At 59.2% G+C, this 24,413-nt stretch carries 33 protein-coding genes; 5 read left to right on the top strand and 28 right to left on the bottom strand.

Translation table 11 applies throughout. The features are described 5' to 3' along the window. The 7 genes from RBH10_RS06785 to RBH10_RS06755 all read right to left on the bottom strand — a co-directional run bounded on the left by RBH10_RS06785 (nt 1) and on the right by RBH10_RS06755 (nt 3,593). Nucleotides 1-972 (bottom strand): glycoside hydrolase family protein, encoded by a 972-nt coding sequence (locus tag RBH10_RS06785; protein WP_281037711.1) that lies wholly within the window; start codon nt 970-972, stop codon nt 1-3. Between the two features lie 86 nt (nt 973-1,058). After that, entirely contained in the window at nt 1,059-1,454 is a 396-nt protein-coding gene (locus RBH10_RS06780; protein ID WP_080822846.1) for a hypothetical protein, read from the bottom strand. Continuing rightward, on the bottom strand, nt 1,451-1,717 hold the full coding sequence (locus RBH10_RS06775; RefSeq protein WP_281037712.1) for a hypothetical protein: 267 nt from the start codon (nt 1,715-1,717) through the stop codon (nt 1,451-1,453). Before RBH10_RS06775 ends, RBH10_RS06780 begins: the two co-directional genes overlap by 4 nt. After that, entirely contained in the window at nt 1,707-1,922 is a 216-nt protein-coding gene (locus RBH10_RS06770) for a hypothetical protein (RefSeq protein ID WP_112361364.1), read from the bottom strand. Before RBH10_RS06770 ends, RBH10_RS06775 begins: the two co-directional genes overlap by 11 nt. Beyond that, entirely contained in the window at nt 1,919-2,368 is a 450-nt protein-coding gene (locus RBH10_RS06765; RefSeq protein WP_281037713.1) for an ASCH domain-containing protein, read from the bottom strand. Before RBH10_RS06765 ends, RBH10_RS06770 begins: the two co-directional genes overlap by 4 nt. Beyond that, entirely contained in the window at nt 2,368-3,018 is a 651-nt protein-coding gene (locus RBH10_RS06760; RefSeq protein ID WP_281037714.1) for a regulatory protein GemA, read from the bottom strand. The genes RBH10_RS06765 and RBH10_RS06760 overlap by 1 nt, the downstream gene beginning before the upstream one ends. Beyond that, nucleotides 3,015-3,593 (bottom strand): MT-A70 family methyltransferase, encoded by a 579-nt coding sequence (locus RBH10_RS06755; protein ID WP_281037715.1) that lies wholly within the window; start codon nt 3,591-3,593, stop codon nt 3,015-3,017. The genes RBH10_RS06760 and RBH10_RS06755 overlap by 4 nt, the downstream gene beginning before the upstream one ends. A gap of 128 nt (nt 3,594-3,721) precedes the next feature. On the opposite strand from RBH10_RS06755, the gene RBH10_RS06750 reads away from it, so the two are divergent. Beyond that, nucleotides 3,722-4,495, top strand: a complete 774-nt coding sequence (locus RBH10_RS06750) for a hypothetical protein (RefSeq protein WP_281037716.1) — start codon at nt 3,722-3,724, stop codon at nt 4,493-4,495. A gap of 8 nt (nt 4,496-4,503) precedes the next feature. On the opposite strand, the gene RBH10_RS06745 is transcribed toward RBH10_RS06750, so the two are convergent. From RBH10_RS06745 to RBH10_RS06695, 11 genes are all read right to left on the bottom strand, one after another. After that, on the bottom strand, nt 4,504-4,953 hold the full coding sequence (locus tag RBH10_RS06745; protein WP_281037717.1) for a hypothetical protein: 450 nt from the start codon (nt 4,951-4,953) through the stop codon (nt 4,504-4,506). An 8-nt stretch (nt 4,954-4,961) separates the two neighbouring features. Beyond that, the gene (locus RBH10_RS06740) at nt 4,962-5,612 is read right to left on the bottom strand and encodes a DUF3164 family protein (protein ID WP_281037718.1); all 651 of its coding nucleotides are present in this window, start codon (nt 5,610-5,612) and stop codon (nt 4,962-4,964) included. Nucleotides 5,613-5,674: 62 nt separating this feature from the next. After that, nucleotides 5,675-5,965: a hypothetical protein gene (locus RBH10_RS06735; RefSeq protein WP_281037719.1), complete on the bottom strand. Its 291-nt coding sequence runs from the start codon at nt 5,963-5,965 to the stop codon at nt 5,675-5,677. After that, the gene (locus tag RBH10_RS06730) at nt 5,952-6,350 is read right to left on the bottom strand and encodes a transcriptional regulator (protein WP_281037720.1); all 399 of its coding nucleotides are present in this window, start codon (nt 6,348-6,350) and stop codon (nt 5,952-5,954) included. The genes RBH10_RS06735 and RBH10_RS06730 overlap by 14 nt, the downstream gene beginning before the upstream one ends. Then, nucleotides 6,347-6,982, bottom strand: coding sequence for a hypothetical protein (locus RBH10_RS06725; protein ID WP_072493260.1), 636 nt, complete (start codon nt 6,980-6,982; stop codon nt 6,347-6,349). Before RBH10_RS06725 ends, RBH10_RS06730 begins: the two co-directional genes overlap by 4 nt. Then, the gene (locus RBH10_RS06720) at nt 6,982-7,740 is read right to left on the bottom strand and encodes an AAA family ATPase (RefSeq protein WP_281037721.1); all 759 of its coding nucleotides are present in this window, start codon (nt 7,738-7,740) and stop codon (nt 6,982-6,984) included. The genes RBH10_RS06725 and RBH10_RS06720 overlap by 1 nt, the downstream gene beginning before the upstream one ends. A 62-nt stretch (nt 7,741-7,802) precedes the next feature. Continuing rightward, entirely contained in the window at nt 7,803-10,052 is a 2,250-nt protein-coding gene (locus RBH10_RS06715; RefSeq protein WP_281037722.1) for a DDE-type integrase/transposase/recombinase, read from the bottom strand. Continuing rightward, complete coding sequence (locus RBH10_RS06710) at nt 10,049-10,222, bottom strand: hypothetical protein (protein ID WP_174000474.1); 174 nt, start codon at nt 10,220-10,222, stop codon at nt 10,049-10,051. The genes RBH10_RS06715 and RBH10_RS06710 overlap by 4 nt, the downstream gene beginning before the upstream one ends. Then, on the bottom strand, nt 10,219-10,683 hold the full coding sequence (locus RBH10_RS06705; RefSeq protein ID WP_234882070.1) for a hypothetical protein: 465 nt from the start codon (nt 10,681-10,683) through the stop codon (nt 10,219-10,221). Before RBH10_RS06705 ends, RBH10_RS06710 begins: the two co-directional genes overlap by 4 nt. After that, the gene (locus tag RBH10_RS06700) at nt 10,680-11,531 is read right to left on the bottom strand and encodes a ParB N-terminal domain-containing protein (RefSeq protein ID WP_281037723.1); all 852 of its coding nucleotides are present in this window, start codon (nt 11,529-11,531) and stop codon (nt 10,680-10,682) included. Before RBH10_RS06700 ends, RBH10_RS06705 begins: the two co-directional genes overlap by 4 nt. A gap of 47 nt (nt 11,532-11,578) precedes the next feature. Next, nucleotides 11,579-11,884 (bottom strand): helix-turn-helix domain-containing protein, encoded by a 306-nt coding sequence (locus RBH10_RS06695; protein ID WP_080822817.1) that lies wholly within the window; start codon nt 11,882-11,884, stop codon nt 11,579-11,581. Between the two features lie 248 nt (nt 11,885-12,132). Between RBH10_RS06695 and RBH10_RS06690 the strand changes: the two genes are divergently transcribed. Together RBH10_RS06690 and RBH10_RS06685 are read left to right on the top strand one after the other, a co-directional pair. Beyond that, a complete protein-coding gene (locus RBH10_RS06690) occupies nt 12,133-12,852 on the top strand; it encodes a helix-turn-helix transcriptional regulator (RefSeq protein ID WP_281037724.1) in 720 nt (239 codons plus the stop codon). 358 nt (nt 12,853-13,210) lie between these two features. Further along, nucleotides 13,211-14,308, top strand: coding sequence for a DNA alkylation repair protein (locus RBH10_RS06685; RefSeq protein WP_281037725.1), 1,098 nt, complete (start codon nt 13,211-13,213; stop codon nt 14,306-14,308). A 13-nt stretch (nt 14,309-14,321) separates the two neighbouring features. Here the strand turns inward: RBH10_RS06685 and RBH10_RS06680 are convergent, their stop codons facing one another. The 5 genes from RBH10_RS06680 to RBH10_RS06660 form a co-directional block, all read right to left on the bottom strand. Then, nucleotides 14,322-15,347, bottom strand: a complete 1,026-nt coding sequence (locus tag RBH10_RS06680) for a sulfate/molybdate ABC transporter ATP-binding protein (protein WP_281037726.1) — start codon at nt 15,345-15,347, stop codon at nt 14,322-14,324. Nucleotides 15,348-15,351: 4 nt separating this feature from the next. Beyond that, nucleotides 15,352-16,239: a sulfate ABC transporter permease subunit CysW gene (gene cysW / locus RBH10_RS06675; protein ID WP_281037727.1), complete on the bottom strand. Its 888-nt coding sequence runs from the start codon at nt 16,237-16,239 to the stop codon at nt 15,352-15,354. Between the two features lie 3 nt (nt 16,240-16,242). Next, nucleotides 16,243-17,085: a sulfate ABC transporter permease subunit CysT gene (gene cysT / locus RBH10_RS06670; protein WP_281037728.1), complete on the bottom strand. Its 843-nt coding sequence runs from the start codon at nt 17,083-17,085 to the stop codon at nt 16,243-16,245. A gap of 54 nt (nt 17,086-17,139) precedes the next feature. After that, entirely contained in the window at nt 17,140-18,126 is a 987-nt protein-coding gene (cysP, locus tag RBH10_RS06665; protein WP_281037729.1) for a thiosulfate ABC transporter substrate-binding protein CysP, read from the bottom strand. Nucleotides 18,127-18,299: 173 nt separating this feature from the next. After that, nucleotides 18,300-19,370, bottom strand: coding sequence for an enoyl-CoA hydratase/isomerase family protein (locus tag RBH10_RS06660; protein WP_281037730.1), 1,071 nt, complete (start codon nt 19,368-19,370; stop codon nt 18,300-18,302). A gap of 282 nt (nt 19,371-19,652) precedes the next feature. Between RBH10_RS06660 and RBH10_RS06655 the strand changes: the two genes are divergently transcribed. Beyond that, nucleotides 19,653-19,898 carry a DUF2934 domain-containing protein gene (locus RBH10_RS06655; RefSeq protein WP_281037731.1) on the top strand — a complete coding sequence of 82 codons (246 nt, stop codon included), beginning with the start codon at nt 19,653-19,655 and terminating at the stop codon, nt 19,896-19,898. 68 nt (nt 19,899-19,966) lie between these two features. Here RBH10_RS06655 and RBH10_RS06650 read toward each other — a convergent pair whose 3' ends face one another. After that, nucleotides 19,967-20,782, bottom strand: coding sequence for an SH3 domain-containing protein (locus RBH10_RS06650; protein ID WP_281037732.1), 816 nt, complete (start codon nt 20,780-20,782; stop codon nt 19,967-19,969). A 259-nt stretch (nt 20,783-21,041) separates the two neighbouring features. Here RBH10_RS06650 and ubiG point away from each other — a divergent pair, with 259 nt between their 5' ends. Then, entirely contained in the window at nt 21,042-21,794 is a 753-nt protein-coding gene (gene ubiG, locus RBH10_RS06645; protein WP_281037733.1) for a bifunctional 2-polyprenyl-6-hydroxyphenol methylase/3-demethylubiquinol 3-O-methyltransferase UbiG, read from the top strand. A gap of 124 nt (nt 21,795-21,918) precedes the next feature. On the opposite strand, the gene RBH10_RS06640 is transcribed toward ubiG, so the two are convergent. Genes RBH10_RS06640 through RBH10_RS06625 form a run of 4 tightly spaced genes read right to left on the bottom strand, consistent with a single transcriptional unit; the run spans nt 21,919 to nt 24,271 of the window. Continuing rightward, nucleotides 21,919-22,347, bottom strand: coding sequence for a DUF1178 family protein (locus tag RBH10_RS06640; protein ID WP_281037734.1), 429 nt, complete (start codon nt 22,345-22,347; stop codon nt 21,919-21,921). Further along, nucleotides 22,344-23,195, bottom strand: a complete 852-nt coding sequence (locus RBH10_RS06635; protein WP_281037735.1) for a carbon-nitrogen hydrolase family protein — start codon at nt 23,193-23,195, stop codon at nt 22,344-22,346. The genes RBH10_RS06640 and RBH10_RS06635 overlap by 4 nt, the downstream gene beginning before the upstream one ends. 30 nt (nt 23,196-23,225) lie before the next feature. Next, nucleotides 23,226-23,480, bottom strand: a complete 255-nt coding sequence (gene grxC, locus RBH10_RS06630; RefSeq protein WP_281037736.1) for a glutaredoxin 3 — start codon at nt 23,478-23,480, stop codon at nt 23,226-23,228. Between the two features lie 59 nt (nt 23,481-23,539). After that, on the bottom strand, nt 23,540-24,271 hold the full coding sequence (locus RBH10_RS06625) for a ComF family protein (RefSeq protein ID WP_372339783.1): 732 nt from the start codon (nt 24,269-24,271) through the stop codon (nt 23,540-23,542). Between the last annotated feature and the right edge of the window lie 142 nt (nt 24,272-24,413).

The following is a 24,413-nucleotide window of genomic DNA, read 5'->3' as shown; positions in this document are numbered from 1 at the left end:
TCAGAAGCTCCGCAGCCAGTTCGCAAGACGCGGGGCCTTCTCGGCAACGCGCACGGCGATGATGTCACGGTACTGGTACGCCTGCCATGCGAGATAAGCGACCGCGACAACGGCAATACCGCCGCCCACCCACGAGGCGAGGTGATCCGGAACAACGGAGGTCGGATCGACTGGCGCTGGCGTTGTCACCGTGCTGACGACCTGATCGCCGGCTGCGACCGTGGTGCTGGCAGCGGTCGTTACCGTGCCATTCTTTGCCTTGCGGCGGGCGTCCAGTTCGCGCTGCAGGGTGGACAGCGTGGCTCGGCCGATCCTGCCATCAACGGTGAGGTCATAGGCCTTCTGGAAAGTCTCGACCGCCGACCGCAGGATTTTGCCCGTGGCGAGGCCAGCATCAAAGCCGATGCTGGTGAAACCCTTCCTGATGTCCTCGATTTCCGAGGGAGTAAGCGAAACCACAAAGGTCGCAAATCGCGTGGTCTCGGAGGTGGGCGTCAGGCCGACGACATTGATGTCGGCGGGATACTTGCCAAGCAGCAGAATGTCTGCCTCTTCGGAACGGCGGCGCTCAAGACCGCGCAGCACCTTGCCGCCTGCCTTCTTCCAGAGACCAAGCCGCTGGCGGGTCTCGGCAGGTTTTCCGGCAAGGTAGGATTTCACCCAAGATGCCTTGAGGATCGCGCCGGTATTCCAGTCGAACGAAACGCCGGCGTCGATCGCCTGTTCACTGGCGCTCGCGCCGAGCGCCTTGACAACACGCGGCATGTAGTTTCGATCGACGGCAAGATCAAAAAGCCGATCGTTCTCCGCCTCGGTGATAACCATGCCGGCTTTCGGCTCGATTACGCCGGAGTCGGCCGTGAAGCCGGCACCGATCGTCCATTTGCCGACAGCATCGCGGTAGGCTTTTCTAACAACACCTTCGCGGGTGTAGATATATCTCCGCCCTCTCGGGCTGACGTTTCGAGGCATAAAAAAAGCTCCAGACGCGGATTGCGAACTGGAGCGACTATGCGTTTTTCAGGAAGAGCGCCGGGGCTGACAGGTGTCAGCCGAACCTAGAAGAGACTACCTTGGCCGTCATCTTCCTCTGCTTTCATGCGCCAAATCGTCCTTTCATGCAAGCCCGCAAGGCGTGCGGCCTCTCTGGCGCTCTTGCCTTCAGCGAGCGCCTGACGCGCCTTTCGCCGGGCATTCCTCATCACCGAAACGGGTCCGAGAGGAATGACCTCTTTGCTGATGCCCTTTAAACGGCCTTCAGCGTCAAGGGTTGCAAGACCACGGCAAATCCGGTCGGCGGTCTCAAGACCGACTAATGCCGTCAGCCAGTGATCCGGCTCGGCGCGGGGCGGAATGGAGACGCGGGTGCCGCCATGGCTTTGTGCGATTTCAAGGGCGACGGATGCGCCGGCGATATCGGCTATGTCGCCGAGGATGCCCGGAAGCGTGCTCATGTCGAGTCACCCCCTTTGCTCCTCAGATCGCGGGAATGCCACTCGCGATGCAAGACGGTTGTAACCGTATTGCCCTGAAGCACCAGCTTCACGCCTTCGACCGTCACGCCACTTGCGCCGGCCTTGACGCCGTTGGATGCAAGGGCCGCAATGTGTTTCCGGAAATGAAGCACGTCCAGACCGTGCGCCCGTTCCAGATACCGAATGAGCGCATGATCGGTGACGATGATTTCCAAGGCTGGCGCTGCACTGTCATCGGCCATGATTGATCCTGTTCGAAATTCTCAGTTGTTCTTCGGTCAGCGCCTTGAGCCGCACTTCCAGCTCGATACGTTTGTGTGAAAAGCGCGGGAGCTTGGCAGCGCGTGCCGCCAGTTCGTCCCTCTTCGTCTGCAGAACGTCTATCTCCCGCTGCTCCGGCCAGCCGAAGAGCGGCATGACGGTCATGGGAGAGACGTCCCGGTTCATGGCGTCCGTGCCTCCGGTTGCCAGCGGATCAGGACGCCGGTGAACTTCGAAACACCCGGATGGTTTTTCATCCAGAACCGGCCCATCGTCTCCCGCGCTGTCCGGCCGTAGAGCTTGGCCGGATAGCTGTTGCCGAGCAACTCGGGCGCAAAGCCGTCACGGCGGGCGAATGCCTCGACCTCCGTCCGGTGCAAACGCACACCTCCGATGACGATGCTGGCGATCAGTTCGTTGATCAGATCGCTCACCACGATCTCGATCGGCACGACATGGGTGCAGACCGGATCGGCAATGATCTTACGGCAATATTTGGTGCGCATCGCCTCGAAGAGCTGCACACGCTCACCCGGCCGGGCGTGGCGCGTGCGGTCACCGCGCACCGTCTGCCGCTTGTGGCCGCTTTCTATCTGGCCGCTGAAGAAGGATTTGAAACCGTAGGCGACCATCAGGACCTCGCCTTCGTCTTCGGAGCACGGCGGCCGCGAATAAGCTTGCCGTAGTAATCCATGACAGTGATCCACTCTTTGTCGGTCACGTTCCGATAGGTGATTTCTTGATCGAGAATGCCAGTGACCGAGGGCCAGAAACCGTCGCAGAGCATGGATTTCAGCATGGCGTGCTGCGCGATCGCGATCTTGTAGCCATAACGCATGGTGTACGCTTCGCAGGGTTTGCGATCAGCCCACACCACACCGGCTTCGCGGGCGATCCAGCTTTTCAGGGCTTCGACAACCGCCCTGGCATCGTCGGCATTGTTGACCCACCGGCCGCTGTCGAGACCGGTCTGGCGCTTGACGAACGCCTCCAGCGCCCGGTCCTCGCGGTCCTCGACTATCCCGAGGTTGTAGGCCGCGATCCACAGCGACTGCATCTTCGGTGCATAGCGGCCGTCGAGGCGACGGCGACCATTGCGTCGCATGGCCACCGGCTTGTAGCCGAGGCGGCGCAGTTCCTTCATGACGGCGTCTTGCTGCGGGGCCGTCATCAGCGAAAGGCGGGACTGTCCTGTCACGCGGGTGTAGATTGCGCGCTGCGCGTCTTCCTCAGTGATGCCGAGCTGGCGGAAACCGCCGAAAATCGCACGTTGAATGCTCATGCTGCTTCTCCAAATTTTCCGGTTTCATCGCCCCATACGGTCCAACCCTTGCGGTTGGTCCGGCTGAAAAGCTCAAGCCGCCGGGCGTTCGGCATCAGCTTTTCGGCCTGCCGATAGCCTTCCTCGGGCTTGCGGGAATGGCCACGGACCACGCCACGGAATGACGAGCGAACAGATTTCGTGGTTTTCGGCTCGCCGCGTTTACCGATCAGGTAAGGTTCATTGGATGTGCGTAAGACGTAGCCCGGCCCGAATGCCTGTTTTCCGTTCTTCGTGATCTTCTCCCACGAACCTGCCGAGACAAAATCAAAGCCCCACGCGAGCAGAACCTCGTAGGCCTGAAACACCATGGGATTGGTTGCCCAAAGCCATAGGAGGCAGTTTTCCGAGGCAAGATCGAGAACCGGCATGGCCTTGATCTGATCGAGCGACATGCAGTTGTAGTGAGCCTGCGCGGACTTTCCTTCGCCCTTCTCCGACCGCAGCTTATAGAGCCACGGCGGATCGGCCATGATGAGGTCGAAGGAGAACGGCGGGAGGTCGCCAAAGGGCCAGAGGTGTGGAAAGAGCCTCATGATATGGCCCTCAACTCTGCTACTCGCAGTGCGCCGGAATGTGGAGAAAGCCGTTCCCACCTTTTCGACTCACACGCAAACTGCCAACGCTTGTTTCCCCGTTTGAGGTTCAGGGAGGACCGCGTTGAATGCGAGACAAAATTGACAGATGGGCATTTCTTTTCAGACGGTCGAAATGGCCCAATCGAGTAGTTCTGCTTTTTTGCGGCGCGGTTTTCGTTTCTCTTCTTTTCCAAGCGTTTGCAATCACGATCCCAAGTCCGTCGCTCTGGCGGGACGTTGTGAACGCGGGTCGCGAAACCTTTGGCTTTGAACCCATCAATCCATGGAGAGACTGGCTCTACGATTTCCAAAGCTTGATAGGCGGTATCCTCGCAGTGATCGCGGCTGCGTTCACTGTGCTGCAGATGAGGATTTCCGATGACCGAAGCGAAACCTTGCACAAACAAGCGAGGAAGCTTCAATTGCGAGGAGATGGTCTCCGCTTTGAGCGCATGTATTTCGCTCTTCACACCGAATTGAATCGTTCCATTCCAATTTTCACCCGGAGTATCCCAACCCAACAAGTGGAGCTCAAACAGTGGTTTAATGACGTTAGCGACGCCTGTTCGCTCTTGGACAGAGCTTTCAAGGCTCCCACTTATGAGAAAGCCAGTGATTTGCTGGACGGAGCTCTTACGAACTGGATTGCAGATATCCGAACTGACATCGCCAAAACAAACCGCAACATTGCTCTCGCGCTGCAATCTGGGTACGCCGAGGAACCTCCATTGGACAACGCCAGCCCAGCCAAAGCGATTTTCCTGCGTGACTTGGGTAGAGAATGTAACGAAATGAGATTCAGGATTGCCTACCTGATCAGAGAACTGCAGACTCTGTACAACTGGTATAACGAGGACTGATCTCATGCTCATGCCTCACTGCCTTCCGCCATGGAGTTTTGGTGCTGCTGGCTGGCAAGCGTGAGGACAGTAGGAACGACCATGTCGAGCCGATCGACCGTGAACCAGCGCCATCTAAAGTTTCCCCAAGAACTGGAGAACGACTGTGTCCCGGCGTGGTAGTGACGAACGCAAATCTCGGCTTTGACAATCAATCCGGTCCGTCCGGCCAAGCACCAGCGCTCAATAAGAGCGCCCGCTTGCTCTTTGCCGCTCTCGAACTGATCCATGTCGATGACGCTGGCGAGTTCGGGAAAGGCGTCCAGAATGGCTTTTACATCGGGCCGCTCCGTATCGTCGGCGAAGTCCTGCAGCCACTCCGGAGGGCTGTCAAGATCGCCAAGGGCCTCGATCATGTAGATCGCGGCCACGCGGGCTTCTGCATCGAGAAGGTTATCGTAGACGCGAAGATCATTCATATCGTACCTCACGCCTTCGCCAGATCGATGGTGATGGCCTGCCAGTTGGCCTCGCGATGGGCGCGTTTGTAGAAGCGCACGTATTCCTTTGATCCGGTCACGCGGATGGCATCGCGGATGGCCTCCATAGCCATCTTCCAACGGTCGTCGGTGATCTCCAGCGTCAAAAGCTTGTAGATATTGGCACGGCTGACCTGTCCCTCCTTGTCGGTATTGAAGGCGCTAGTGATGGCGAGCTGGATTTCCGGGCGGCTGTCGGCGCTCCATTCCGTCAGGCACTGGTCGATCAACTGCTTTGCGATCTGAAGTTCCGGTCCGAAGGTGATGAGATCGGAGACCGCCACCTGAATTTTCATCAGACCGTCATACGTCTGATAGGTGCGGTTGCCCTTCTTGCCCCCGATCTTCGTGTTGTACTTTTCAGCAAGAAGCGCATCGAGCGCAGCCAGATCGGCTGCGGTGTGGTCCCGGAAGCGGGAGAGCTGCGCGTTGAGATTTTCAGCAAAGGCGATGCATTTGCGCACAGTGTCGTCTTCCAGCTTGTGCTGACCTTTGACGATACCGATCGGTTCAAATCCGCCGGTTGCAGTAATCATGAATTCGTTGCCGTTCATCATGACGACACCGGGGCGGATTTCTTCCAAAATTACGGACTGCATGTGAATTTCCTCAAGTTTCAAAGGGGATTGGAAGGGCGATCAAGCGCCCTTCGAAGATGGCTTTAAGCGTCGTGCGGAGAGCGCGGGAACGGCACAACGTTGGTGCCAGGACGCATCATGTGAAGAATGGCGGCGCTGGCAGGCGGGACGATTTTGGTCAGTTCTGCAGGGTCGATCGGCCGCAATGATGCGAGGGCGATCTCAAGTGCTTTGACGTGATCGATCCACGCGTCGAGGCGATCTACAAACGCTTCGGTATCTTCGCTGGAAAGGACGATCCCGCCGTGGCGAGCGTCGGCGAATTTGCTGCGGGTTTCGCGCATCCGCTCGGAAAGCGCCTTAAGCTTGTTCATTGCTGTTCTCCTTTATGCGGCTGTGAGGGCAATTATTCCGGCAGGCCTGATGCATGCGGACCGCGTTGGCGCTGGCGGTGCTGAAAGGGCGGCGCTGCCAACCGAGGCAGACATCCCGGCCGATCTCCTGCAGGACCGGGCAGCGCACGGTCTCGGACATGAGAGCACCGCGCACGAGCTGCTCGATGCGACCGACATCGCCGGGATAGCTGTTCGAAAGGAGCTGGCTGACGGTCGAACCGGCGTAGCCGATGCGTTTTCCGACCAGCGTCTGGTTTTCGGCGTTGCAGGCCTCCGCCAGAGCGATAATCCATTCCGGGGGCTGCTCGCCCCATGCGGCGCGGGCCTTTTCCAGATTGTCGGGCTTGGGCTTCGTCGGGGTCATGGTTCGACCTCGACAGTCTCCGGCTCGCCGAAAATCTTCTCGGCGTTCGGGTCATAGATGCACTCGGTTTTGAGGAGCTTCGGCGCGATCGGGCCGGTGTTGCGAACAAGCCGCCAGATCGTTGGCTCCAGTCGGGTTCCCTTCTGCAGAACGGTCAGGTACCCGGCCCGGAGCAGGCAGGAAATATAAAGCCGGGCCGAACGCTGTGCGACCGTCAGCGAATCCGTCGAGGCATGCACCGAAATGTCGATGAGCTTGAAGCCATTCCTGAAGAACGGCGAGCGCATGGCATTCCACAGCGCCTGCCGAGCCGTCATCGGATCGGCGATCAAAGTACCGTCTCGCTTGAATACGGGCGTGGCCGACTGTCGAGCCACGATGCGGAACAAGGCCATGCCACGCGGGTTCTGGTCACCGGTGCGGGTGATGAGTTCGGCCTTTTCGCACATGGCGAGGAAGGTCGAAATTTGCTCCCGGCCGCGATTGTTGGAAAGGCCGAAGATATCGTCCACGCTGAAGGGCTGGTTTCGCATGTCGGCGTCCATCATCAGCTTCCAGTAATGATCCTGACCGGTCAGCACGCGCTGGCCTTTGGCGACGGAAATCTTGAGAGCGATCGGAGTGACCCGCATTATGCTGCCTCCTTTCTGGTCGGCAGACGTGGACGGGAGAACAGACCTCTACCGCCTTCGTAGGTTGCGAGATCGATGGAGCTGACACCTATCCTCGCCGCAGCTTCGGCTATGTTGTGCAGCGAATTTCCGACGCGACGGACATTGCCCTTGCCTTCGTCCTTGGCCTTTTCGAGCAGGTCATCGGTAATCATCAGCTTGGGATAGAAGGTTCTTGCGAGGGTCCGAGCATCATCGAGATCGCAAGGTTGCGCATATTTGGTATCGAGAACGAGATCTCGGAAGCGGTCGCCGACATGCTCCAGCTTCTGCGGGAACAGTTCTTCACCGATCAGCATCACCGGGACACCGCTGGCCTTTGCAATGCCCCGCACCAGCTCAATCAGGTTCTTTTTGATGAGCAGATCGCTTTCATCGATGATGAGTGGGCGGCGCGGATCGCGGGCAAGAAGGCCGATAACCTCGTCTTCCATATCTGCAAGAGTACCGCGTGGCTGGTAGATGCCGAGTTCGGAGAGGATCGAGCGCAGCAGCTTGGCGCGGGTCCACGTATCGCGGACTTCGACATAGGCAGCGCTGGTTTTGTTCTGGCAATAGAGCGCCGCTACGCTTTTGCCATAACCGGAGTAACCGGCGAGAACGCCGAGGTTTGGTTGGAGGGGATGACGGTTCTGCAGCGACCGGACAAGAGTGAGCGCCGTTGTGACGTTCTTGATCGGGGCTGTGTCGCCATTGACTTTCATCGGTTGTGTCGTCATTTTGATCCTCGTAATTATTGCAATGCAGAGGGGTCGATGGCAGTCGGCCCCTTTTTCTTGACCTAGCCGCGTAGTGCGGCGTCGATCCCGAAATCCTCGAAAATGTCCCGGCGCGTCTGGTAGTCGGCGCTGGCCTTGTAGCGAGCGAGCTTGCCCGCCGTGGCGTCATCGATGACGACACCGGAGGCGATCTGCGCCTCGATGGCCTGCGCCCACTTGAACATGCGGGCGCTGTCGGAAAGAGCAGCGTCCGGGTCCAGATGAATGACGGTGGAATTGCCCTTCAGCTCGGCCTCGCGGACGATGGCCGCGTGGATTTCCGCCGCCTTCTCGTTGAGCGTGGCAGGCTGCGGCACCTTCGGCGCGGTCATGGCCTCCAGTGCGGCGGCAATGGCGGGCGTGCTGTGCTGCTGTTCGCGCTTGGGCAACTGGATGACGTTGGCGGTTCCGGCTTCGCGCTCTGCCTTCTCTTTCTTGGCAAGGCGGATGGTGCGCTCGATACCGGACGGTCCCTTCTTCAGCTCGCGAATATCGGCCTTGATCTCGCGTTCCTTCTCGCGGATCAGCTCGGCAGCAATCTGTTTCTGCGCCTTGACGTAAGCCTGCGGATTGACCTCAGAGAGTTCCGGGCAGATGGCGACATCGAGATACCGGCCGGTTTCGCCGTCGAAGACATACATGCGGCCCATATCGAGCGGGTCGAGGCGGCAAAACACATCCGTTCCGACCATGATGGAACCGGCGAGATAGAAGAAGCCATCGTTCTGAATGCCGCGCTTCTGCATGACACGGTGGCCATTCTTGCCAGCGACAGGCATCAACAGGGCATCCAGTGCACGCTCATCAACGCGGTTGATTTTTGCCAGAGAAGCGGCTGCGACCTCGTTAGGCGAGCGGTCTTTCAGGCCGCCGTGTTCCCGCTCGTGATAGACATATTCGAGCCAGTCATCGATATGACGCTGAAGCTGCTCGGCGGTCAGAGCGACTTCGAACAGTTCCTTTTCGTCAGCGCCAAGGCGTTCCGCGAAAGACTTGCGACCCTCGATCGCTTTCCGATCGGCGACCGAATGGCCGATGTAACCGGGCAGCTGCGGGCAAACCTCGTGTTGGAACGTCTTGATAACGCGCTCGACATGGCCTTTCTGCTCGGGCGAATAGGCGTCGGATATATCCGGCTCGATACCGAGATCGGCAAAGAGACGCTTGATCGAAACGGCGACGAAATCGCTTCCGTTGTCGGTCTTGATGACCTTGGCCACACCCCATTTAAGGATGGCTTTACGCATCATCAGGCCAACGGCGGAGGCTCGCGGCGTTTTCGACAGGGTGATGACCAGCCGACGCGTGGCGATGTCGATGCAGGCGTACAATGAATGACGGCCATCAATGCAAAGAGCATCGACAGGAGAGGCGTCGATCATCCAAAGCGCGTTCGGATCGGTAATGTGGCGGAAGGTGCCGGTACCGGAAATCTTCATGTGCGAGCGGAACTTGTCCGGGTCGGTGATCTTGGTCAGGACTACCTTTTCCGAAGACTTTAACTGCGCGATGAAATGCTGGAAGGTGCGCTCCGGCGGCAATGGCTTCAGTTCGCCGTTGCGGTCGATCAGCTCCGCGCCAAAATGGTCCTTGCAATAGCCTCGGATTACATCGGCCGACAGGGCCGGGTTCTTTGCGATCCATGCCAGCACAAAGGCGCGGACCTCACCGGCGTTCGCGGTGTCGAGCAAGCCCTTGCCCTTGCGCGCCTCGGAGCGATCGACGGCGAGCTTGTCCTTTGCACCGGCCTGTTTGGCCGAACGCCACCGGAAAACCGAGCGCTGCGAAATCTGCGGCAGGGTGTCCTTCACCCAAGCGTCTGCTTGGATCATGTTCATGTTCCACCGGTCGCAGAAGATGAACATGCTGGCCTGCACCGATATCTTAAGGCCTTTTGAGAAGGTCTCGAAGGCGGCGACAACAGCCAAGCGAGCATCACGCTCGCGCCGGGCGCGATCGGTCAAAGCCGTCGAGGCGGTTGTTTCCGGCTCGGCCTGCGGCTGCACCGGCTCGCTACCGACAACCATGTAGCGCTGCACATAGGTGACTTGGGCGAGTGTCGGAAACAGGCGATAATGATATTCCAGACCGCCGCCGACGCCACTACGGGCGCGGCAAAGTGACGGAACTGACTGCCAGTCCTCACGGCGTGCATAGCGGATGACAGCGCTTTCGCTGGTGGGCAAACCGGGAAGTGCTTCCGCCGCGATCTCGCGGGCGGTGAGCCATTCCTTCAGGCGACTGGCTTCAGAGGCAAAGGGAACTGTATTCAACGCACTTCCCTCACGATCAGGACAAGCGCCGTAGCGACCTGCGAGAAATAGATCATTCCGAGGATGAAACAGGCGACGGCCCACAAGGCGGAAACGTCTTTCACGATCTGGCTTTTCGCGACACGGCAGACGAACTGCAGGAACGGCGCGATGCTGCTGACTTTATTCATCGGCGTGCTCTCTTCCTTACGGCGCGAGCTGCTCTCAGCGCCTCCATTTCCTTGATGTGATCCTCAAGAAGCTGGTCCTCGATCATCTCGGCGTATTCGTCCTCGATGACGGTCAGACCGAACTCGCCCGGCACAAAACCGAGCAGCTCCTTGGCACTGGTGGCGTGAACAAGCGCGATGAAGGCATCGAGCGGAATGCGGTGTTCGCCGCTTCCTTCCGACGCCCACTTGTCGAGCATCGCGCTTGAAATCGTGCGACCGAGGTACTTGCTCATGGCGCTGGCGATCTCTGACCGCTGAAACCCGTCATCGCGGGCATCGCGCAGGGCGCGGGCGATGAGGCGGGAAATGCGGTTATCGAGTGGGCCGCGACCAGTCACGCCTTCCTCGTAGCGGATCGCCACCTGCGGCGGCGTCCACTCGAAGAGGTCTTTCGTGAGAGGGTCGCGGCGTTTGCTCATCGGCGAGCAGCCTTCCGCTCGGCAAGCCAACGCATGACGGAAGCTTCGTTCAGGGCGAAGAACGCGTCCTGTTCATTGGGCTTCAGCCGTGTGAAGCGGTCGTTGAGCTTTTCCCATGCGGCCAGCGGATTGGCGCGGGGGACTTGGTCAATGATGGCAATGGCGTCGGCGTAGTTCGTCGCCTCGCCGGAAATGAGCAGCTCCACGATACGAGCGGCGCGCTCGTAAGGCTGGCCAGCGATATCCAGAAGGGTCTGCTGGTTGTCTGCCAAGCCCTCATCAAGCGCGATACGGTCCCGCAGTTCAGCCGGGATACTGGCAATCTTGAGAGCGTTGAAAACATTGCGGCGGCTGATCTTGAGGAAGCGCTGTGCTGCCTCGCTGAAGGTGCCGGAGAAAGCGGCGGCGGTCTCGATTGTCTCGTCATCGGAGTTTGGTGCAGAGTCTGCACTTAATTCCTGCTTTGGCTTCGGGCCACGCCGGACCGGGTTTGCAGCCCGCCAGATTGCACACCAGTCGGCAACGTCGACACTGTGTTCCAGCGCCGTCAGTTCGTGGCGATAGAGGGTTTCGGAAATCTCGGTCAGGCGGATTTGAGCGTCGTTCGCGAATTCGTCCGATTGGCGAACGATGGCGGATATTTCGATACCGAGCGATGTGGCTGCGGCAAGGCGCTTGGCACCGAAGACGAGGCGATATCGCCCCTCGGTACCGGCGATAACTTCGACCGGAACGCGCTGCCCGATCTGTTGGAAGCTTTCGGCCAACGCCTGAATGGCGTCAGGGGAGACTCTTTTCGCGTCGGAGGGGACGTCGATGAGTTTGGGAGACAGAAGTTCAATCTGCATGTGGCACTCTAGATTGTCAGGAAAGGTTGCGCGGCCTGACGAAAACATCAGGCGGCGCTCTGCGCGCCGTCAGGCTTCGACGACTTTTTTGCTCTGGTGTTGCCGCTCTTCTTGCTGCTACTGTCATCGCGGTCGTGACGACCAAGCGTGTAGCTGTCGGGAAACATCTCGCGGAAAGGCACGCCCAGTGCGTTGGCAAGAGCCTCGGCACCGGGACGGCTGGCCCCGATCAAACCTGCACGGCAGGCGCTCGCATAAAGGCCAGCATCGAGAGCAATTCCGGTCAGGGTTTTATTCTGACGTAACAGTTCCTCTTTGATGGTCGTGCGGGTCCACGTTTTTGTGGGCGTCATGATTGCTCCCTGTTTTTCTGACCTTCGGCAAAAGGTTGGTTTGGTTGGGGGTTGGCGTTCAAACTTTGTTGCAACACATATTCGCACCATAGTGCGAAAAAGTAAAGCCGATTGCGCCTATCGTGCGCGTCAGACTTTAATTTTTCCAATTATGGTGTGAATTAGGGATAGGCTATTGATTTTGCTGCCGTTATTGCGGATTTTTGGCAATGTCTTGAAGTCTGACCCACAGTCAGAGTTACACTATAATGGGAACAACGTTCGCCGAACGGTTGGAAACAGCGATCGCAAAGTTCGAATCAGTCCACGCCTTTTCAAAAAAGGCTGACATCAGCGATTCGATGTTGCGGAAGTACCTTGATGGATCGATGCCGGGGCTGGATAAGCTCATAAAGATTGCGGATGCTGCTGATGTCACCCTTGACTGGCTGGCGGCAAATCGCGGTCCAATGCACGCCAGATCGCCCTCGTATGAGCCGGACATCATCGTCCATGGACCGGACGGCCCTGTAATGACCCTTGAGGTCAAATCCTATGGCGCAGAGCACAGCACCGACTTAACATTGGTTCCAAGGCTGGATATTCAGGCTTCAGCGGGCGTTGGCGCTCTGGCATTGCAAGAGCAAGCCGTTGAACTGATGGCGTTTCAGTCCGCATGGCTGAGGTCGATCGGTGTTGCGCCGTCATTTGCCCGCATCATAACAGCGCGAGGCGATAGCATGGAGCCGACGATCCGCGATGGCGATGTCCTGTTGATCGATACGTCCGTGACCGAGGTGCGCGACAACGGCATCTACTGTGTCGTCTATGGGAATATGCTTCTGGTTAAGCGCGTTCATCCGAGAATGAACGGCTCCCTGCAGTTGATCAGCGACAACGCTGTGTATCCGCCAGAAGAGGTTACCTCCGCAGAGGTGCCGGGACTGTCTATCGCCGGTCGAGTGATGTGGTATAGTCGATCACTGTGAGAGCCAGTGGCCGGAAACGCTGATTTCGTTCCGGCCACGTTGCCTGCCATTTGTTTTTGCGGCCTGATTTTCTTGGAAGGCCCTTCAAGACCTTCTCTATGATGTCGTGAGTGCCGAGAAAATAAGGCCTTTAACCGCAGGTTCCCGGTTTTTCCCAGATAATCCCGGTTAAAGCCTCCTCCTGCCATCTGTTATTGCGGGTTACACGTCCGGCATGACGGAGGAAAGTACGAATACCTCCTCCTACGTCTGAGAATGGGGAAAATTTGCCCGTCTTCTCCTTGCCAATGCCCTCCCCTGCTTGCCTCAAACCTCTTCTTCCCTTAAAAGAACAAAAAGTGAACTTTCGAGGGCAGACATGAGCGAAACGGCCGCACCGGCGTTGAAAGAAATCTTCAACCGTGAAAAACTGCAGCATATAGCCGATCAGACCAAGGCCGTTCATGCGCCGTTTGACGTTTCCGCCTTCATGGCGCTCGCCACGACAAATCTCGAGGCTCTGGGCATCATGCAACGCATGCGGCAGGTGGCAACGAGCCTGCACGCGACGCTTCCCGGCGACTACGCCCGCAATATCGAAATCCTGACCGCCGCAGCGCCGGGGATCGGCAACGGTTTCGCATCCATTTCCCTGCCGGAGTATGTAGCGCTTTACGGTCTCGATGATTTCGATATTTCAATGCAGGCGCTGCAATATTTCACCCGCTTCGGTTCTTCGGAATTCGCCATCCGCCATTTTCTGCAAAAGGATATGGCCCGAACCCTTGCCGTGATGGAAACATGGTCTCGGCACGAAAACGAGCATGTGCGACGGCTGGCGAGCGAGGGCTGCCGGCCGCGCCTGCCATGGTCGTTCCAGATCAAACCCCTGATCGATGATCCCTCACCCGTCACCGCAATCCTCGATGCCATGAAAGCCGATGAGGCGCTTTATGTGCGCAAATCCGTCGCCAATCACCTGAACGACATCACCAAGGACAATCCCGCCTTCGTGCTGGCACTGATCGACACATGGCCGAAGGAAAACCCGCATACACGCTGGATCACGCGGCAGGCATTGCGTACGCTGATCAAGAAGGGCGACGCTGCTGCCCTCGCGCATCTCGGCGCCCATGAGGAAGCCGAAATTGTGCTCGAGGCGTTTCAGGTTTCGCCGGACAAAGTCGTTCTCGGCAATCCGGTGCGGATTTCAGCCACCTTCACCTCGACGGCGAAAGATCCGCAGAAACTGGTGATCGATTACGCCGTGCACTACGTCAAGAAAAGCGGCGATGCTTCCGCGAAAGTCTTCAAGTGGAAAGAGATCGAGCTTCAGCCGGGCGAAACATGTGCGCTGTCGATCAGCCGCGCCATGCGCGATTTCACCACCCGCAAACACTATGCCGGTGTTCATAAGGTCGACCTCATGATCAATGGCAGGCTGGCGGCTGAGGCCTCTTTCGAACTGCTGATCTGAGGCCGTTAAGGGCTCACGCCGCCGGGAAAATCTTCGCCCGGCGGATAATGACGGAACCGCGGTCGCCAGCGGCGACATCGTTTTCCGGCGGCACGTCGAATTCCAGGAGATCGCCACCGTCAGTGCTGGCGATCACGCGGCGCTCGCCCGCGCGATCAAGCACCCGCGCCACCGAGGCCGGAATGCCCTCATGCAGATCTTCCCACTCCAGATCGGAAGGACGGGCATAGATTTCGACGGCGCCATCCCCTTGAGTGTAGGAAAAAGGCAGCTCGTTGTCGCCGACATAGACCTTGCCGCCGCGCGCCACGCCGGACACTCTGTTAGCATCGCCCAGAAAGCGCATGACAAAGGCGCTGTTCGGCTGGCGGCAAACTTCCTTCGGCGTGCCCTGCTGGACGATCTCGCCCTGATTAAGGATGACGACACGGTCGGCGAGGTCGAGCGCCTCTTCCTGATCATGCGTCACGAAAATCGTGGTGATACCAAGCGCACCGTGAATTTCACGCAGCCAGCGGCGCAGATCGCGGCGCACATTGGCATCAAGCGCGCCGAAAGGCTCATCGAGCAGAAGTACTTTGGGATCGACCGAAAGCGCACGCGCCAACGCCACACGCTGCCGCTGCCCACCGGAAATCTGCGCCGGGAACCGATCGCCCAGACCATCGAGCTTAACGAGGTTCAGCAGTTCCTCGACCCTCGCATCGATCGCCGCCTTGTCGCGCTTCACCTTCGAGACCTTCATACCGAAAGCGATGTTTTCGTTGAGCGTCATGTGCGGGAAAAGCGCGTAATGCTGGAACACGAAACCGACGCCGCGGTCGCGCACCGGAATATTGGTGGCATCCTCATCCCCGAAAAAGATACGGCCGCCATCGCTATATTCCAGACCGGCGACCATGCGCAAAATCGTCGTCTTGCCGGAGCCGGAAGGCCCGAGTAGCGCCAGAAGCTCGCCACTTTCAATATCGAGCGAAACATCGCGCACCGCGCGGAACGTATCGAAGGTCTTCACCACATTTTCGAGGCGGATTTTCATGGGATCAGATCTCCGTGGCGATGGCGGCATCGCCGTTGGTCTTCTTGGCCCCGCGCCCGGCGCCACGCCCTTCCAGCGCCACCTTGGCGATGATGGTGATGACGGCGAGCAGAGCGAGGATGGAGGCCGACGCAAAGGCGCCCGCCGTCTGGTAATCGTGATAAAGCAGCTCGATATGCAGCGGCAGCGTGTTGGTCTGGCCGCGAATATTGCCCGACACGACCGACACCGCACCAAATTCACCCATGACGCGGGCGTTGCACAGCACTACGCCATAAAGCAGCGCCCATTTGATATTCGGCAGCGTCACCGAAAAGAAGGTGCGCCAGCCGGATGCACCGAGCGACGTCGCCGCCTCCTCTAGATCACGCCCCTGCGCCTGCATCAGCGGGATCAACTCGCGCGCCACGAAGGGCGCCGTGACGAACATCGACGCGATGACGATTCCGGGAAGCGCAAAGAGTATCTTGATGTCATGCGCATCGAGGAACGGCCCGAACAGCCCCTGCAATCCGTAAACGAAGAGATAGGCGACACCGGCGACGATCGGCGAGATGGAGAAGGGTATCTCGATCAACACCAGCAGGAAGCGCCGGCCGGGGAAATCGAACTTGGTGATCGCCCATGCGGCCGCGACGCCGAAGGCCGTGTTGATCGGCACGGCGATCAGCGCCGTCAGCACCGTCAACATGATGGCGTGGCGGGTATCGGGGTGGGTGATCGTGGCTGAGTAAACCTTCCAGCCTTGCGAAAATGCCTCGACACCGATGATAGTGAGGGGAGCGACCACCAGAAACGCGCCGATGACGAGTACGAAAGCAATCAGGCTGCGGCGAACCCAGGGTGCGTCACCAACGCGTGGCGGCTTGCGGCGAGAAGAAATGGCGCTCATGTCTCAGCTCCTCACCGTATAACGAAGCGCGCGCGCCTGCAGGGCGTTGGTCACCGCCAGCATCACGAAGGCCGCGATGAGCAGCACCGAAGCAATGGCGGCGGCGGCCTGATAATCATATTCCTCAAGCCGGATGAAGATCAGCAGTGCGGTGATTTCCGTCGAGAACGGCTGGTTACCGGCAATGAAGATGATCGCCCCAAACTCGCCGAGGCTGCGTGCGAAGGAGAGCGAAAGACCGGCCAGCAGCGCCGGCGTCAGAAGCGGCAGGATGACCTTGCGGAAGATTTCGAGATCGGAACCGCCGAGCGATTGCGCCGCCTCTTCCAGCGCCGGATCGAGATCCTCCAGCACTGGTTGAACGGTACGCACGATGAAAGGCAGGCTGGTAAAGGCCATCGCCACCATGATACCGAGCGGCGTGTAGGCAACCTTGATACCGAGCGGCGCCAGCAGCGAGCCGAACCAGCCATTGCCCGCAAACAGCGTCGTCAGCGCAATGCCGGCGACGGCAGTGGGAAGCGCAAAAGGCAGATCGACAATGGCATCGACTATGCGCCAGCCCGGAAAGCGATAACGCGTCAGCACCCAGGCGAGCGCCAGCCCGAAAATGACGTTAAACAGCGTGGCGGCCAGCGCGCAGAGCACGGTAACCCGGTAACTTGCGACGGCGCGCGGCGAAGAGATGATCGCCCAATATTCGGCAGGCCCGAGGCTTGCCGCCTTGAACACCAGCGCCGAGAGCGGCAAAAGCACGATGATGGCGACGTAAGTGAGGGTAACGCCGAGGGACAATTTAAGCCCCGGCAGAACATTCCGCTTCAAACCCCGCCCCCATTTCATCATAAAGCGACCCGGCAGTTTCCCGCCGGGTCTTTTACCTGTTGAATATCGTCGTGATTAACGGCTGCCGTAGAGCGTATCAAGCGTCGCGCCGGACGCAAAATGCTCTTTCTGGATTTTATTCCAGCCGCCGAAGACGTCGTTGACGTTGACGAGACGAATGGCCGGGAACTTGTCCTTGAACTCGCCGACGACCTTTTCATTGTGGACGCGATGGCCGAATTCGGCGGCAATGCGCTGGCCCTCTTCGGTGTAGAGGAAATCGAGATAGCTCTTCGCCAGATCGCGCGAACCGCGCTTGTCGACCACCTTGTCCACCACGGCCACCGGGAATTCAGCCAGCAGGCTGACGGAGGGCACGACGCCTTCGACCTTTTCGGCACCATACTGCTTGGCAATGCCGCGGGTCTCGGCTTCGAAGGTAATCAGCACGTCGCCGATTTCACGCTCAACGAAAGTGGTGGTGGCGGCGCGGCCTCCGGTGTCGAAAACCGGGGTGTTGTCGAAGATTTTCTTGACGAATTCCTGAACCTTCTTCTCGTCGCCGTTGAACTTCTCCTTGGCGTAGGCCGTGGCGGCAAGATAGGTGTAACGGGCATTACCCGAGGTCTTCGGATTGGGGAAAACCACCTTCACATCGTCACGGGCAAGATCGTCCCAGTCCTTGATGTGCTTGGGGTTGCCGGCGCGCACGAGGAAGGACGGGAAGGAATAGAACGGCGAGGCATCGTTCGGGAAATCCTTCTGCCAGTCGGCGGAAACGAAACCCTGCTTCACCAGGAAGTCCACATCCGTCACCTGGTTGAAGGTGACCACGTCGGCTTCAAGACCCTCGACGATGGCGCGCGCCTGCTTGGAGGTGCCGGCATGCGACTGGTCGACAGTGATGCCTGGATGCAACTTGATGAAAGCCTCGTTCTCGGCGGCAAAAACCTCACGAGCGACATCGTAGGAGGCATTGAGAATGGTGGTCGGAGACTGCGCCTGCGCCGCACCTGCAAAAAGAGCGGCAACGGCAGTGCCGATAATAAGAAGACGTTTCATGAATACCCCCGGAAAATCGAATGGTCCTCAACATAACGGGCGGCAGCAACGCCCGCGAGAAACAGCCGTGCTTTACGGAGCTGTAGATTGGAAATTTCGCCCAAACAACAGCAATTCAAAAGGCGATGATTTCATATATGGCGGCAAGCCGGATTTCTTTTGCGTTGCGCAATCTAAAGGCGATGATCGGGAAACAGATTGCCGGAATGCTCCGCGAAGTACGGCAGAAGGTCCTCCTCCCGCACTTCTTCCAGCCGCGCCGGCTGCCAGCGGGGATTGCGATCCTTGTCGATGAGAGCCGCGCGCACGCCCTCATAAAAATCATGGCCCCGCAATATTTCGGTGCCGGCGGCAAATTCCCGCTCGAGACATTCGATGAGGCTGGCGCTTTCCCGGCCGAGACGCAGAAGCTGCAAGGTCAGTTTCAGACTGGTGGGAGAGCGCTTTTCAAGAATTTCAAGAGTCTCGCGTGAAAACGCATCATCTCGCGCTGAGAGTGCGGCGAAAATCTCCTCCACCGTATCGAAACGGAATGTCGCGTCGATGATCTGCCTGTTTGCGGACAGAACCCCCTCGCCGGCATCGACGGCATAGGTTGTGATTGCCGCCTCCACATCTTCGGCATCCGCCGCCTGCGACAGGTCGTACACCAAATCCGCCAAGTGCTCCGAGGAGACGAAATGATCGGCAAAACCGGCATAGATTGCATCGGCGGCGGTGACCGCGTTGCCGGTCAACCCCAGCCAGGTGCCGCATTCGCCCGGCGCTCTCGGCAGAAGCCAGGAACCGCCAACATCCGGAAAATAACCGATGCCCGTTTCCGGCATGGCAAGCTTCGTCCGCTCCGTGACGATGCGGTGGCTGCCATGGGCCGAAATGCCGACGCCGCCGCCCATGACGATGCCGTCCATCAGCGCCACATAGGGTTTGCCAAAGCGGGCGATACGATAATTCAGCGGAAACTCCTCCCGCCAGAACTCAAGCACCTGCGGATCACCCGCCTTGCCGAGGTCGTGAATGATGCGGACATCACCCCCGGCACAAAGCCCCCTCTCGCCTTCTCCCGTCAACACCACGCAGGAAATGTCGGGGTCATCCTCGAAACGGTGAAGCGCCTGAAACAGGCCACGAACCATCGGCAATGTCAGGCTGTTGATGGCTTTCGGGCGGTTGAGGCGGATGATGCCGGCCCCTCCCCGTCTCTCGACGACGACCTGCGCCTCCGCTTCCGTTGCAAGTTCCAAGGTCGCCTCCTCCGCTACCATTCATCCGCCCATCTTGGCGGCCTTGGCACGATCACGCAACGTTGATCTTGTCTTCTAGGAACGTCTTTCGCCCAAACCGCTTTCACCAGCGTAAAATGCCTGAAATCCGCTTTCGCAATGCAGCATGTTTGCTTGACGCCCGGAAAATCATGGCATGTAATAGGTCCTAGAAATGCCGGCATTGATTCCTGTCGAGCGTGTGCCGGACCAAGTGTAGTGTCGCCTTCTCAAAGGCGCTGTGAACAGCAACGGGAGACGAGCATGCAGGTTTCGGAAAACGAATGGATCAGTAAACGGGCCTATACACTTTGGGAAAAGGAAGGCCATCCCCACGGCCGCGATGCGGACCATTGGGAACAGGCAAAACATGAATTTTCGCTGCTGAAGACATCGGAAGCGACGAAACCTGCCCAGCGCAAGAAGGCCGCGCCGAAAGCCGTGGAACCGGATGCAGAAGCCCCGGCAAAACCCAAGGCCCGCGCACGCAAGGCCGCAGCCGCGAAATAAAAATCATCTAACAATGATCTGAAGCGGCAAATGAAAAGCCCGACGAAATCTCGCCGGGCTTTGTCTGTTTAGCGCGGGTCGCAGCCCGGGTCGCCGATCCGGCATCCACCCTGGAAGTTTTCCGAGGCGGGCGCGCGGCGTGGATCATCCCACTGGCGGCGTTCGGGAGGACGCTGGCCTTCGCCCCGATTTGGCTGGCGATCGCGATTGCGGTCCCGGTTTTCCTCTTCGACACGGGGGCGGTTTTCCTCACGGCGCGGCCTGTCACCCTGGTTTCTGTCGCCCTGGTTCCAGTCGCCGTAACGGCGCTCCCAGCGGCCGTCATTCGGTCCGCCGCTCTGACGCGGATCGCGCGACTCATCGCGGCGGCCGTCACGCCCTTCATCCCGGCGTCCATCCCGCCACTCGTCACGCGGACGCGGGCGATCCCAGTCGCCGCGCGGCGGCGGAGGCGGCGCATTCCAGTAACCGCCGGACTGCGACGGGCGACGCCAGCGGTCGCGCTCGCGGTAAAAATCGCGGTCGCGGTAATATCGGTCCCAATAACGGCCGGATTCGAAGGTGATCACCGGCACGCCGAGATCGCGGTAATAACGCGGCTCGACATAGACCCGGTTCTGCCGGTACGTCGTCTCGATATAGCGTCCGGCCACCCAGCCGCGACCGCTCACGAAGGAAACGTCGCACCACGGCGTATCGGACAGGCAGCCATGCACCGTCAATGGCGCGCCGGCCGGGATCACGACGACAGCCGGGTAGGCCGTGCTCGGGCCGGAGCGCATGTTCACATTCGCGGTGGCAAAGCCACGTGTCGCAGCTTCGGCAAGAGCCGGCGCGGCGAGCATGGCCACCAGCGCAATTGCGCCAAACAGTTTTTTCTTCACTTCTATCTCCTCAAGCAAAAGCCCGCTTTGCCCTTCTCGGCATCCACCATTTTCGATGGACGAGCATGCGTCCCCGCATACTGCCATGATCGGAAAATACGTGGTCTTCCATGAACGCAGCATGAAACAAATGAAGGTCCACTTCAGTTCCCCCTGCGGCAATGGCGCACCCGACAATTTGCCAACGGAATGGACCGCCGGTCTTGACTTCGGGGGGCAATCATCCGACTTCAATGCAACAGCAATATGGAGCAGAACCATGAGCGAAACCGCACAGACGACCGTCGACCAGAGCGAAGTCGATCGCTTCTCCGCGATGGCTGCGGAATGGTGGAGCCCGACGGGCAAGTTCCGCCCGCTGCACAAGTTCAACCCGGTGCGGCTCGAATATATCCGCAACCGCATCTGCGACAATTTCGGTCGCGACCCGAAGGCATACCGCCCGCTGGAAGGGCTGCGCGTACTGGATATCGGCTGCGGCGGCGGCCTTCTCTCCGAACCCGTGGCGCGCATGGGCGCGGATGTGGTGGGCGCCGATCCCTCGGAAAAAAATATCGGCATCGCCTCCACCCATGCGCGTGAAAGCGGCGTGACCGTCGACTACCGCGCCGTCACCGCCGAGCAATTGCTTGAGGCAGGAGAGACCTTCGACGTCGTCCTCAACATGGAAGTGGTCGAGCATGTGGCCAATGTCGATCTTTTCGTCACCACCTGTGCGAAGATGGTGCGCCCCGGCGGGCTGATGTTCGCCGCCACCATCAACCGCACGCTGAAAGCCCGCGCGCTGGCGATCTTCGCCGCTGAAAACGTGCTGCGCTGGCTGCCGCGCGGCACACACCAATATGAGAAGCTGGTTCGCCCGGAAGAGCTTGAACGGCCACTGGTGGCCAGCGGCATGGATATCGTCCATCGCACCGGCGTCTTCTACAACGTGTTGCAGGACCGCTGGAATCTCTCGCCCGACATGGAAGTCAACTACATGATGCTGGCGAAAAGACCGGCGCAGGAGTAACGCCACCAAACGTCCGTCATGGTCGGGCTTGACCCGACCATCCATCACCGCTCGTCAGGATGGATCCTCGGGTCAAGCCCGAGGATGAAGCCGAGTATGTGGGTAAGGTTCTAAAAAGGTAAACTCAATTGACGTCGTCAGGCAGCACCGGCAGCGGTGCAATCTCGATGCCTTCGTCAATCAATGCCTTGGCTTCCTGGGCCGAGGCATGGCCGATGATGCCGCGTTCGTCCGCTTCGCCATAGTGGATCTTGCGGGCCTCTTCGGGAAATTTATCGCCAACATCTTCCGCATTCGCACGAATATTGGCAACCGCCTCGCGGATTTTTGCGAGAGCCTCTTTTTTGGCCGTATCCATGGCGAGCGTCTGGCGTTCGTCTTTCTTGCGGGCGGTGGAGACCGAAGGCGCCATCAGAAGTTTGGAAACCTGCACGGAATTGCAGACCGGGCAAGTCAGGAAGCCGCGTTGCAACTGATTGTCGAAATCGTCGCTCCCGGAAAACCAGCCTTCAAACTCATGGCCCTTTTCACAGGCCAGCGCATAACGGATCACGCCGCCTCACCTCCTGCAGGAATAACCGTGTCCAGCCCAAACTCGCGGGCGTTGCGGAGATTGGGGATTTTTCCGCGCGCAGCAGCCACAAGCGACGTGTCGATCTCGGCAAAAATGATCTCTTCCCCGACACCACCGGCGATCGCCAGAACCTTGCCCCAGGGGTCGATGATGATGGAATGGCCGAAAGTGACACGCCCGTCTTCATGCAGGCCGGCCTGTGCGGCGGCGATGACAAAAGCGCCGTTTTCAATCGCCCGAGCACGCAGCAGAATTTCCCAGTGGGCCTCCCCCGTCTGGCGGGTGAAGGCGGCCGGAACCGTCAGAACTTCGGCACCGGTAAGCGCTTCCGCCCGGAAGAGCTGCGGGAAACGCACATCGTAGCAGATGGCAAAGCCGAATTTCCCCAGCGGCAGTTCGGCCACGCGGGCAACAGTACCGGGTTCATAAGCCGCACTTTCACGCCAACTCTCGCCATTGTCGAGATCGACATCGAACATGTGGATCTTGTCATAGCTGCAGATGCGGGAACCATCCGGCGCAAACAGAAAGCCGCGATTGGCAATCTTGCCATCCGGGCGGGCGATCGCCGTCGAGCCGACATGGACGTGAATACCGAGTTCGCGTGCCAGCCGGGCGGCGGTCGCAACGATGATATCGCCGTCGTCGTCACGCAGCTGGGCGCGAAGCGCCTGCCTGTCCTTCTGGAGAGCGCCGGTCATTTCAGGGGTCTGCACATAGACGGCCCCCGCGGCCGCGGCGGCGCGCACCAGTCGCTCCATATCCGCAGCGTTTTTCACCGTATCGACGCCGGAGCGCATCTGAATGGCAGCAGCCTTGAAAATCATCACGTCCTCCGTACCAGAATATCGAACCGATCAGGCGGCCAGCATAGTGTCGAGTTTGCCGGCGCGCTCCAGCGCATGCAGATCATCGCAACCGCCGATATGCTCACCGTTGATAAAGATTTGCGGGAAGGTCGTCCCGCCGGATTTCTCGATCATTTCCCGCCGGTATTCCGGCGTCGTAGTGGCATTATATTCGGCATAATCAACACCCTTGCTGTCCAGCAGCGCCTTGGCGCGCGCGCAATAACCACAAAAATCCCGCGTATAGATCGTAACCGGTGCCATATATTTCGAAGCCTCGCAAACGTGCGCTGAAACGCACGATATCCTCATGTCATAAGGCTTCATATAGGGCCGGAAATGGCCATTGCAAAGGTCAAAACGGTCACATCCATGGCACCTGCCTTCCGCAGAGTGCGACTTGCCGCGCCCACCGTCGCGCCAGTGGTGTAAACGTCATCCACCAGCACCACCCGCTTGCCGTAAACATCGGTTTTTCGGCCGGGCGCGATGGCGAAAGCACCCCGCACATTGTCCTGCCGGGCAAGTGCAGAAAGCCCCACCTGCCGCTCGGTCGGCTTCACGCGCAAGAGCGTACCGGCAAGCAAAGGTTTGCCCGAGGCCCTCGCCAGATGCCGGGCGAGCTCGGCGGACTGGTTGAAACGGCGACGCCAGAAGCGGTGACGATGCAGCGGAACCGGCACGATACAATCGCAGGCATCCACTGTTCCATCGCTTGCCCGCAGCATCCACAGCGCCATGAAACGGGCAAGATCGGTCCGGTCCTGATATTTCAGCCGGTGCACGAGTTTACGGGCAGTCCCGTCATGGCTGGCGGCGGCACGCAGGCGGTCGAAGAGTGGAGGGTCGGCGATGGCCTGCGCGCTTATAATACCCTCGCCATGATCCCGGGAAAAAGGGATACCCAGAACTTCGCAAAAGGGGCGATCGATAAAGGCCACATCCCGCCAGCAATCGGCACAGAGCGCGCCCTCGCCGCCGGTCATGCGGGCGCAGCCTGCGCAAGTGGGTGGATAAACCATGCGGAACGCCGAGCGCAGCATGCCGCGTGCCATCACCGGCACGGCAGCAGACTTCGACAGCAACCCCGAAAACAGATCTTCATCAGCACCCATGAGGTTGACTTTACCGCCGAACGGGTGCCTTTGCGAGGGCGATATAGTCCGGCCTTTGACCGGAAGAACGATGCCCCATGCG

Source organism: Rhizobium sp. AN73, assembly GCF_030757975.1.
In the GTDB taxonomy this organism is placed as follows: Bacteria; Pseudomonadota; Alphaproteobacteria; order Rhizobiales; family Rhizobiaceae; genus Agrobacterium; species Agrobacterium arsenijevicii.
The sequence above is the reverse complement of the archived record's forward strand: the minus strand, read 5'-3'. Positions and strand labels throughout refer to the sequence as shown.

Bases quoted from the DNA above. Each gene is read 5' to 3' on its own strand.
- RBH10_RS06785 (WP_281037711.1), bottom strand. From the start codon at position 972: ATGCCTCGAAACGTCAGCCCGAGAGGGCGGAGATATATCTACACCCGC.
- RBH10_RS06780 (WP_080822846.1), bottom strand. From the start codon at position 1,454: ATGAGCACGCTTCCGGGCATCCTCGGCGACATAGCCGATATCGCCGGC.
- RBH10_RS06775 (WP_281037712.1), bottom strand. From the start codon at position 1,717: ATGGCCGATGACAGTGCAGCGCCAGCCTTGGAAATCATCGTCACCGAT.
- RBH10_RS06770 (WP_112361364.1), bottom strand. From the start codon at position 1,922: ATGAACCGGGACGTCTCTCCCATGACCGTCATGCCGCTCTTCGGCTGG.
- RBH10_RS06765 (WP_281037713.1), bottom strand. From the start codon at position 2,368: ATGGTCGCCTACGGTTTCAAATCCTTCTTCAGCGGCCAGATAGAAAGC.
- RBH10_RS06760 (WP_281037714.1), bottom strand. From the start codon at position 3,018: ATGAGCATTCAACGTGCGATTTTCGGCGGTTTCCGCCAGCTCGGCATC.
- RBH10_RS06755 (WP_281037715.1), bottom strand. From the start codon at position 3,593: ATGAGGCTCTTTCCACACCTCTGGCCCTTTGGCGACCTCCCGCCGTTC.
- RBH10_RS06750 (WP_281037716.1), top strand. From the start codon at position 3,722: ATGCGAGACAAAATTGACAGATGGGCATTTCTTTTCAGACGGTCGAAA.
- RBH10_RS06745 (WP_281037717.1), bottom strand. From the start codon at position 4,953: ATGAATGATCTTCGCGTCTACGATAACCTTCTCGATGCAGAAGCCCGC.
- RBH10_RS06740 (WP_281037718.1), bottom strand. From the start codon at position 5,612: ATGCAGTCCGTAATTTTGGAAGAAATCCGCCCCGGTGTCGTCATGATG.
- RBH10_RS06735 (WP_281037719.1), bottom strand. From the start codon at position 5,965: ATGAACAAGCTTAAGGCGCTTTCCGAGCGGATGCGCGAAACCCGCAGC.
- RBH10_RS06730 (WP_281037720.1), bottom strand. From the start codon at position 6,350: ATGACCCCGACGAAGCCCAAGCCCGACAATCTGGAAAAGGCCCGCGCC.
- RBH10_RS06725 (WP_072493260.1), bottom strand. From the start codon at position 6,982: ATGCGGGTCACTCCGATCGCTCTCAAGATTTCCGTCGCCAAAGGCCAG.
- RBH10_RS06720 (WP_281037721.1), bottom strand. From the start codon at position 7,740: ATGACGACACAACCGATGAAAGTCAATGGCGACACAGCCCCGATCAAG.
- RBH10_RS06710 (WP_174000474.1), bottom strand. From the start codon at position 10,222: ATGAATAAAGTCAGCAGCATCGCGCCGTTCCTGCAGTTCGTCTGCCGT.
- RBH10_RS06705 (WP_234882070.1), bottom strand. From the start codon at position 10,683: ATGAGCAAACGCCGCGACCCTCTCACGAAAGACCTCTTCGAGTGGACG.
- RBH10_RS06700 (WP_281037723.1), bottom strand. From the start codon at position 11,531: ATGCAGATTGAACTTCTGTCTCCCAAACTCATCGACGTCCCCTCCGAC.
- RBH10_RS06695 (WP_080822817.1), bottom strand. From the start codon at position 11,884: ATGACGCCCACAAAAACGTGGACCCGCACGACCATCAAAGAGGAACTG.
- RBH10_RS06690 (WP_281037724.1), top strand. From the start codon at position 12,133: ATGGGAACAACGTTCGCCGAACGGTTGGAAACAGCGATCGCAAAGTTC.
- RBH10_RS06685 (WP_281037725.1), top strand. From the start codon at position 13,211: ATGAGCGAAACGGCCGCACCGGCGTTGAAAGAAATCTTCAACCGTGAA.
- RBH10_RS06680 (WP_281037726.1), bottom strand. From the start codon at position 15,347: ATGAAAATCCGCCTCGAAAATGTGGTGAAGACCTTCGATACGTTCCGC.
- cysW (WP_281037727.1), bottom strand. From the start codon at position 16,239: ATGAGCGCCATTTCTTCTCGCCGCAAGCCGCCACGCGTTGGTGACGCA.
- cysT (WP_281037728.1), bottom strand. From the start codon at position 17,085: ATGATGAAATGGGGGCGGGGTTTGAAGCGGAATGTTCTGCCGGGGCTT.
- cysP (WP_281037729.1), bottom strand. From the start codon at position 18,126: ATGAAACGTCTTCTTATTATCGGCACTGCCGTTGCCGCTCTTTTTGCA.
- RBH10_RS06655 (WP_281037731.1), top strand. From the start codon at position 19,653: ATGCAGGTTTCGGAAAACGAATGGATCAGTAAACGGGCCTATACACTT.
- ubiG (WP_281037733.1), top strand. From the start codon at position 21,042: ATGAGCGAAACCGCACAGACGACCGTCGACCAGAGCGAAGTCGATCGC.
- RBH10_RS06635 (WP_281037735.1), bottom strand. From the start codon at position 23,195: ATGATTTTCAAGGCTGCTGCCATTCAGATGCGCTCCGGCGTCGATACG.
- grxC (WP_281037736.1), bottom strand. From the start codon at position 23,480: ATGGCACCGGTTACGATCTATACGCGGGATTTTTGTGGTTATTGCGCG.
- RBH10_RS06625 (WP_372339783.1), bottom strand. From the start codon at position 24,271: ATGGCACGCGGCATGCTGCGCTCGGCGTTCCGCATGGTTTATCCACCC.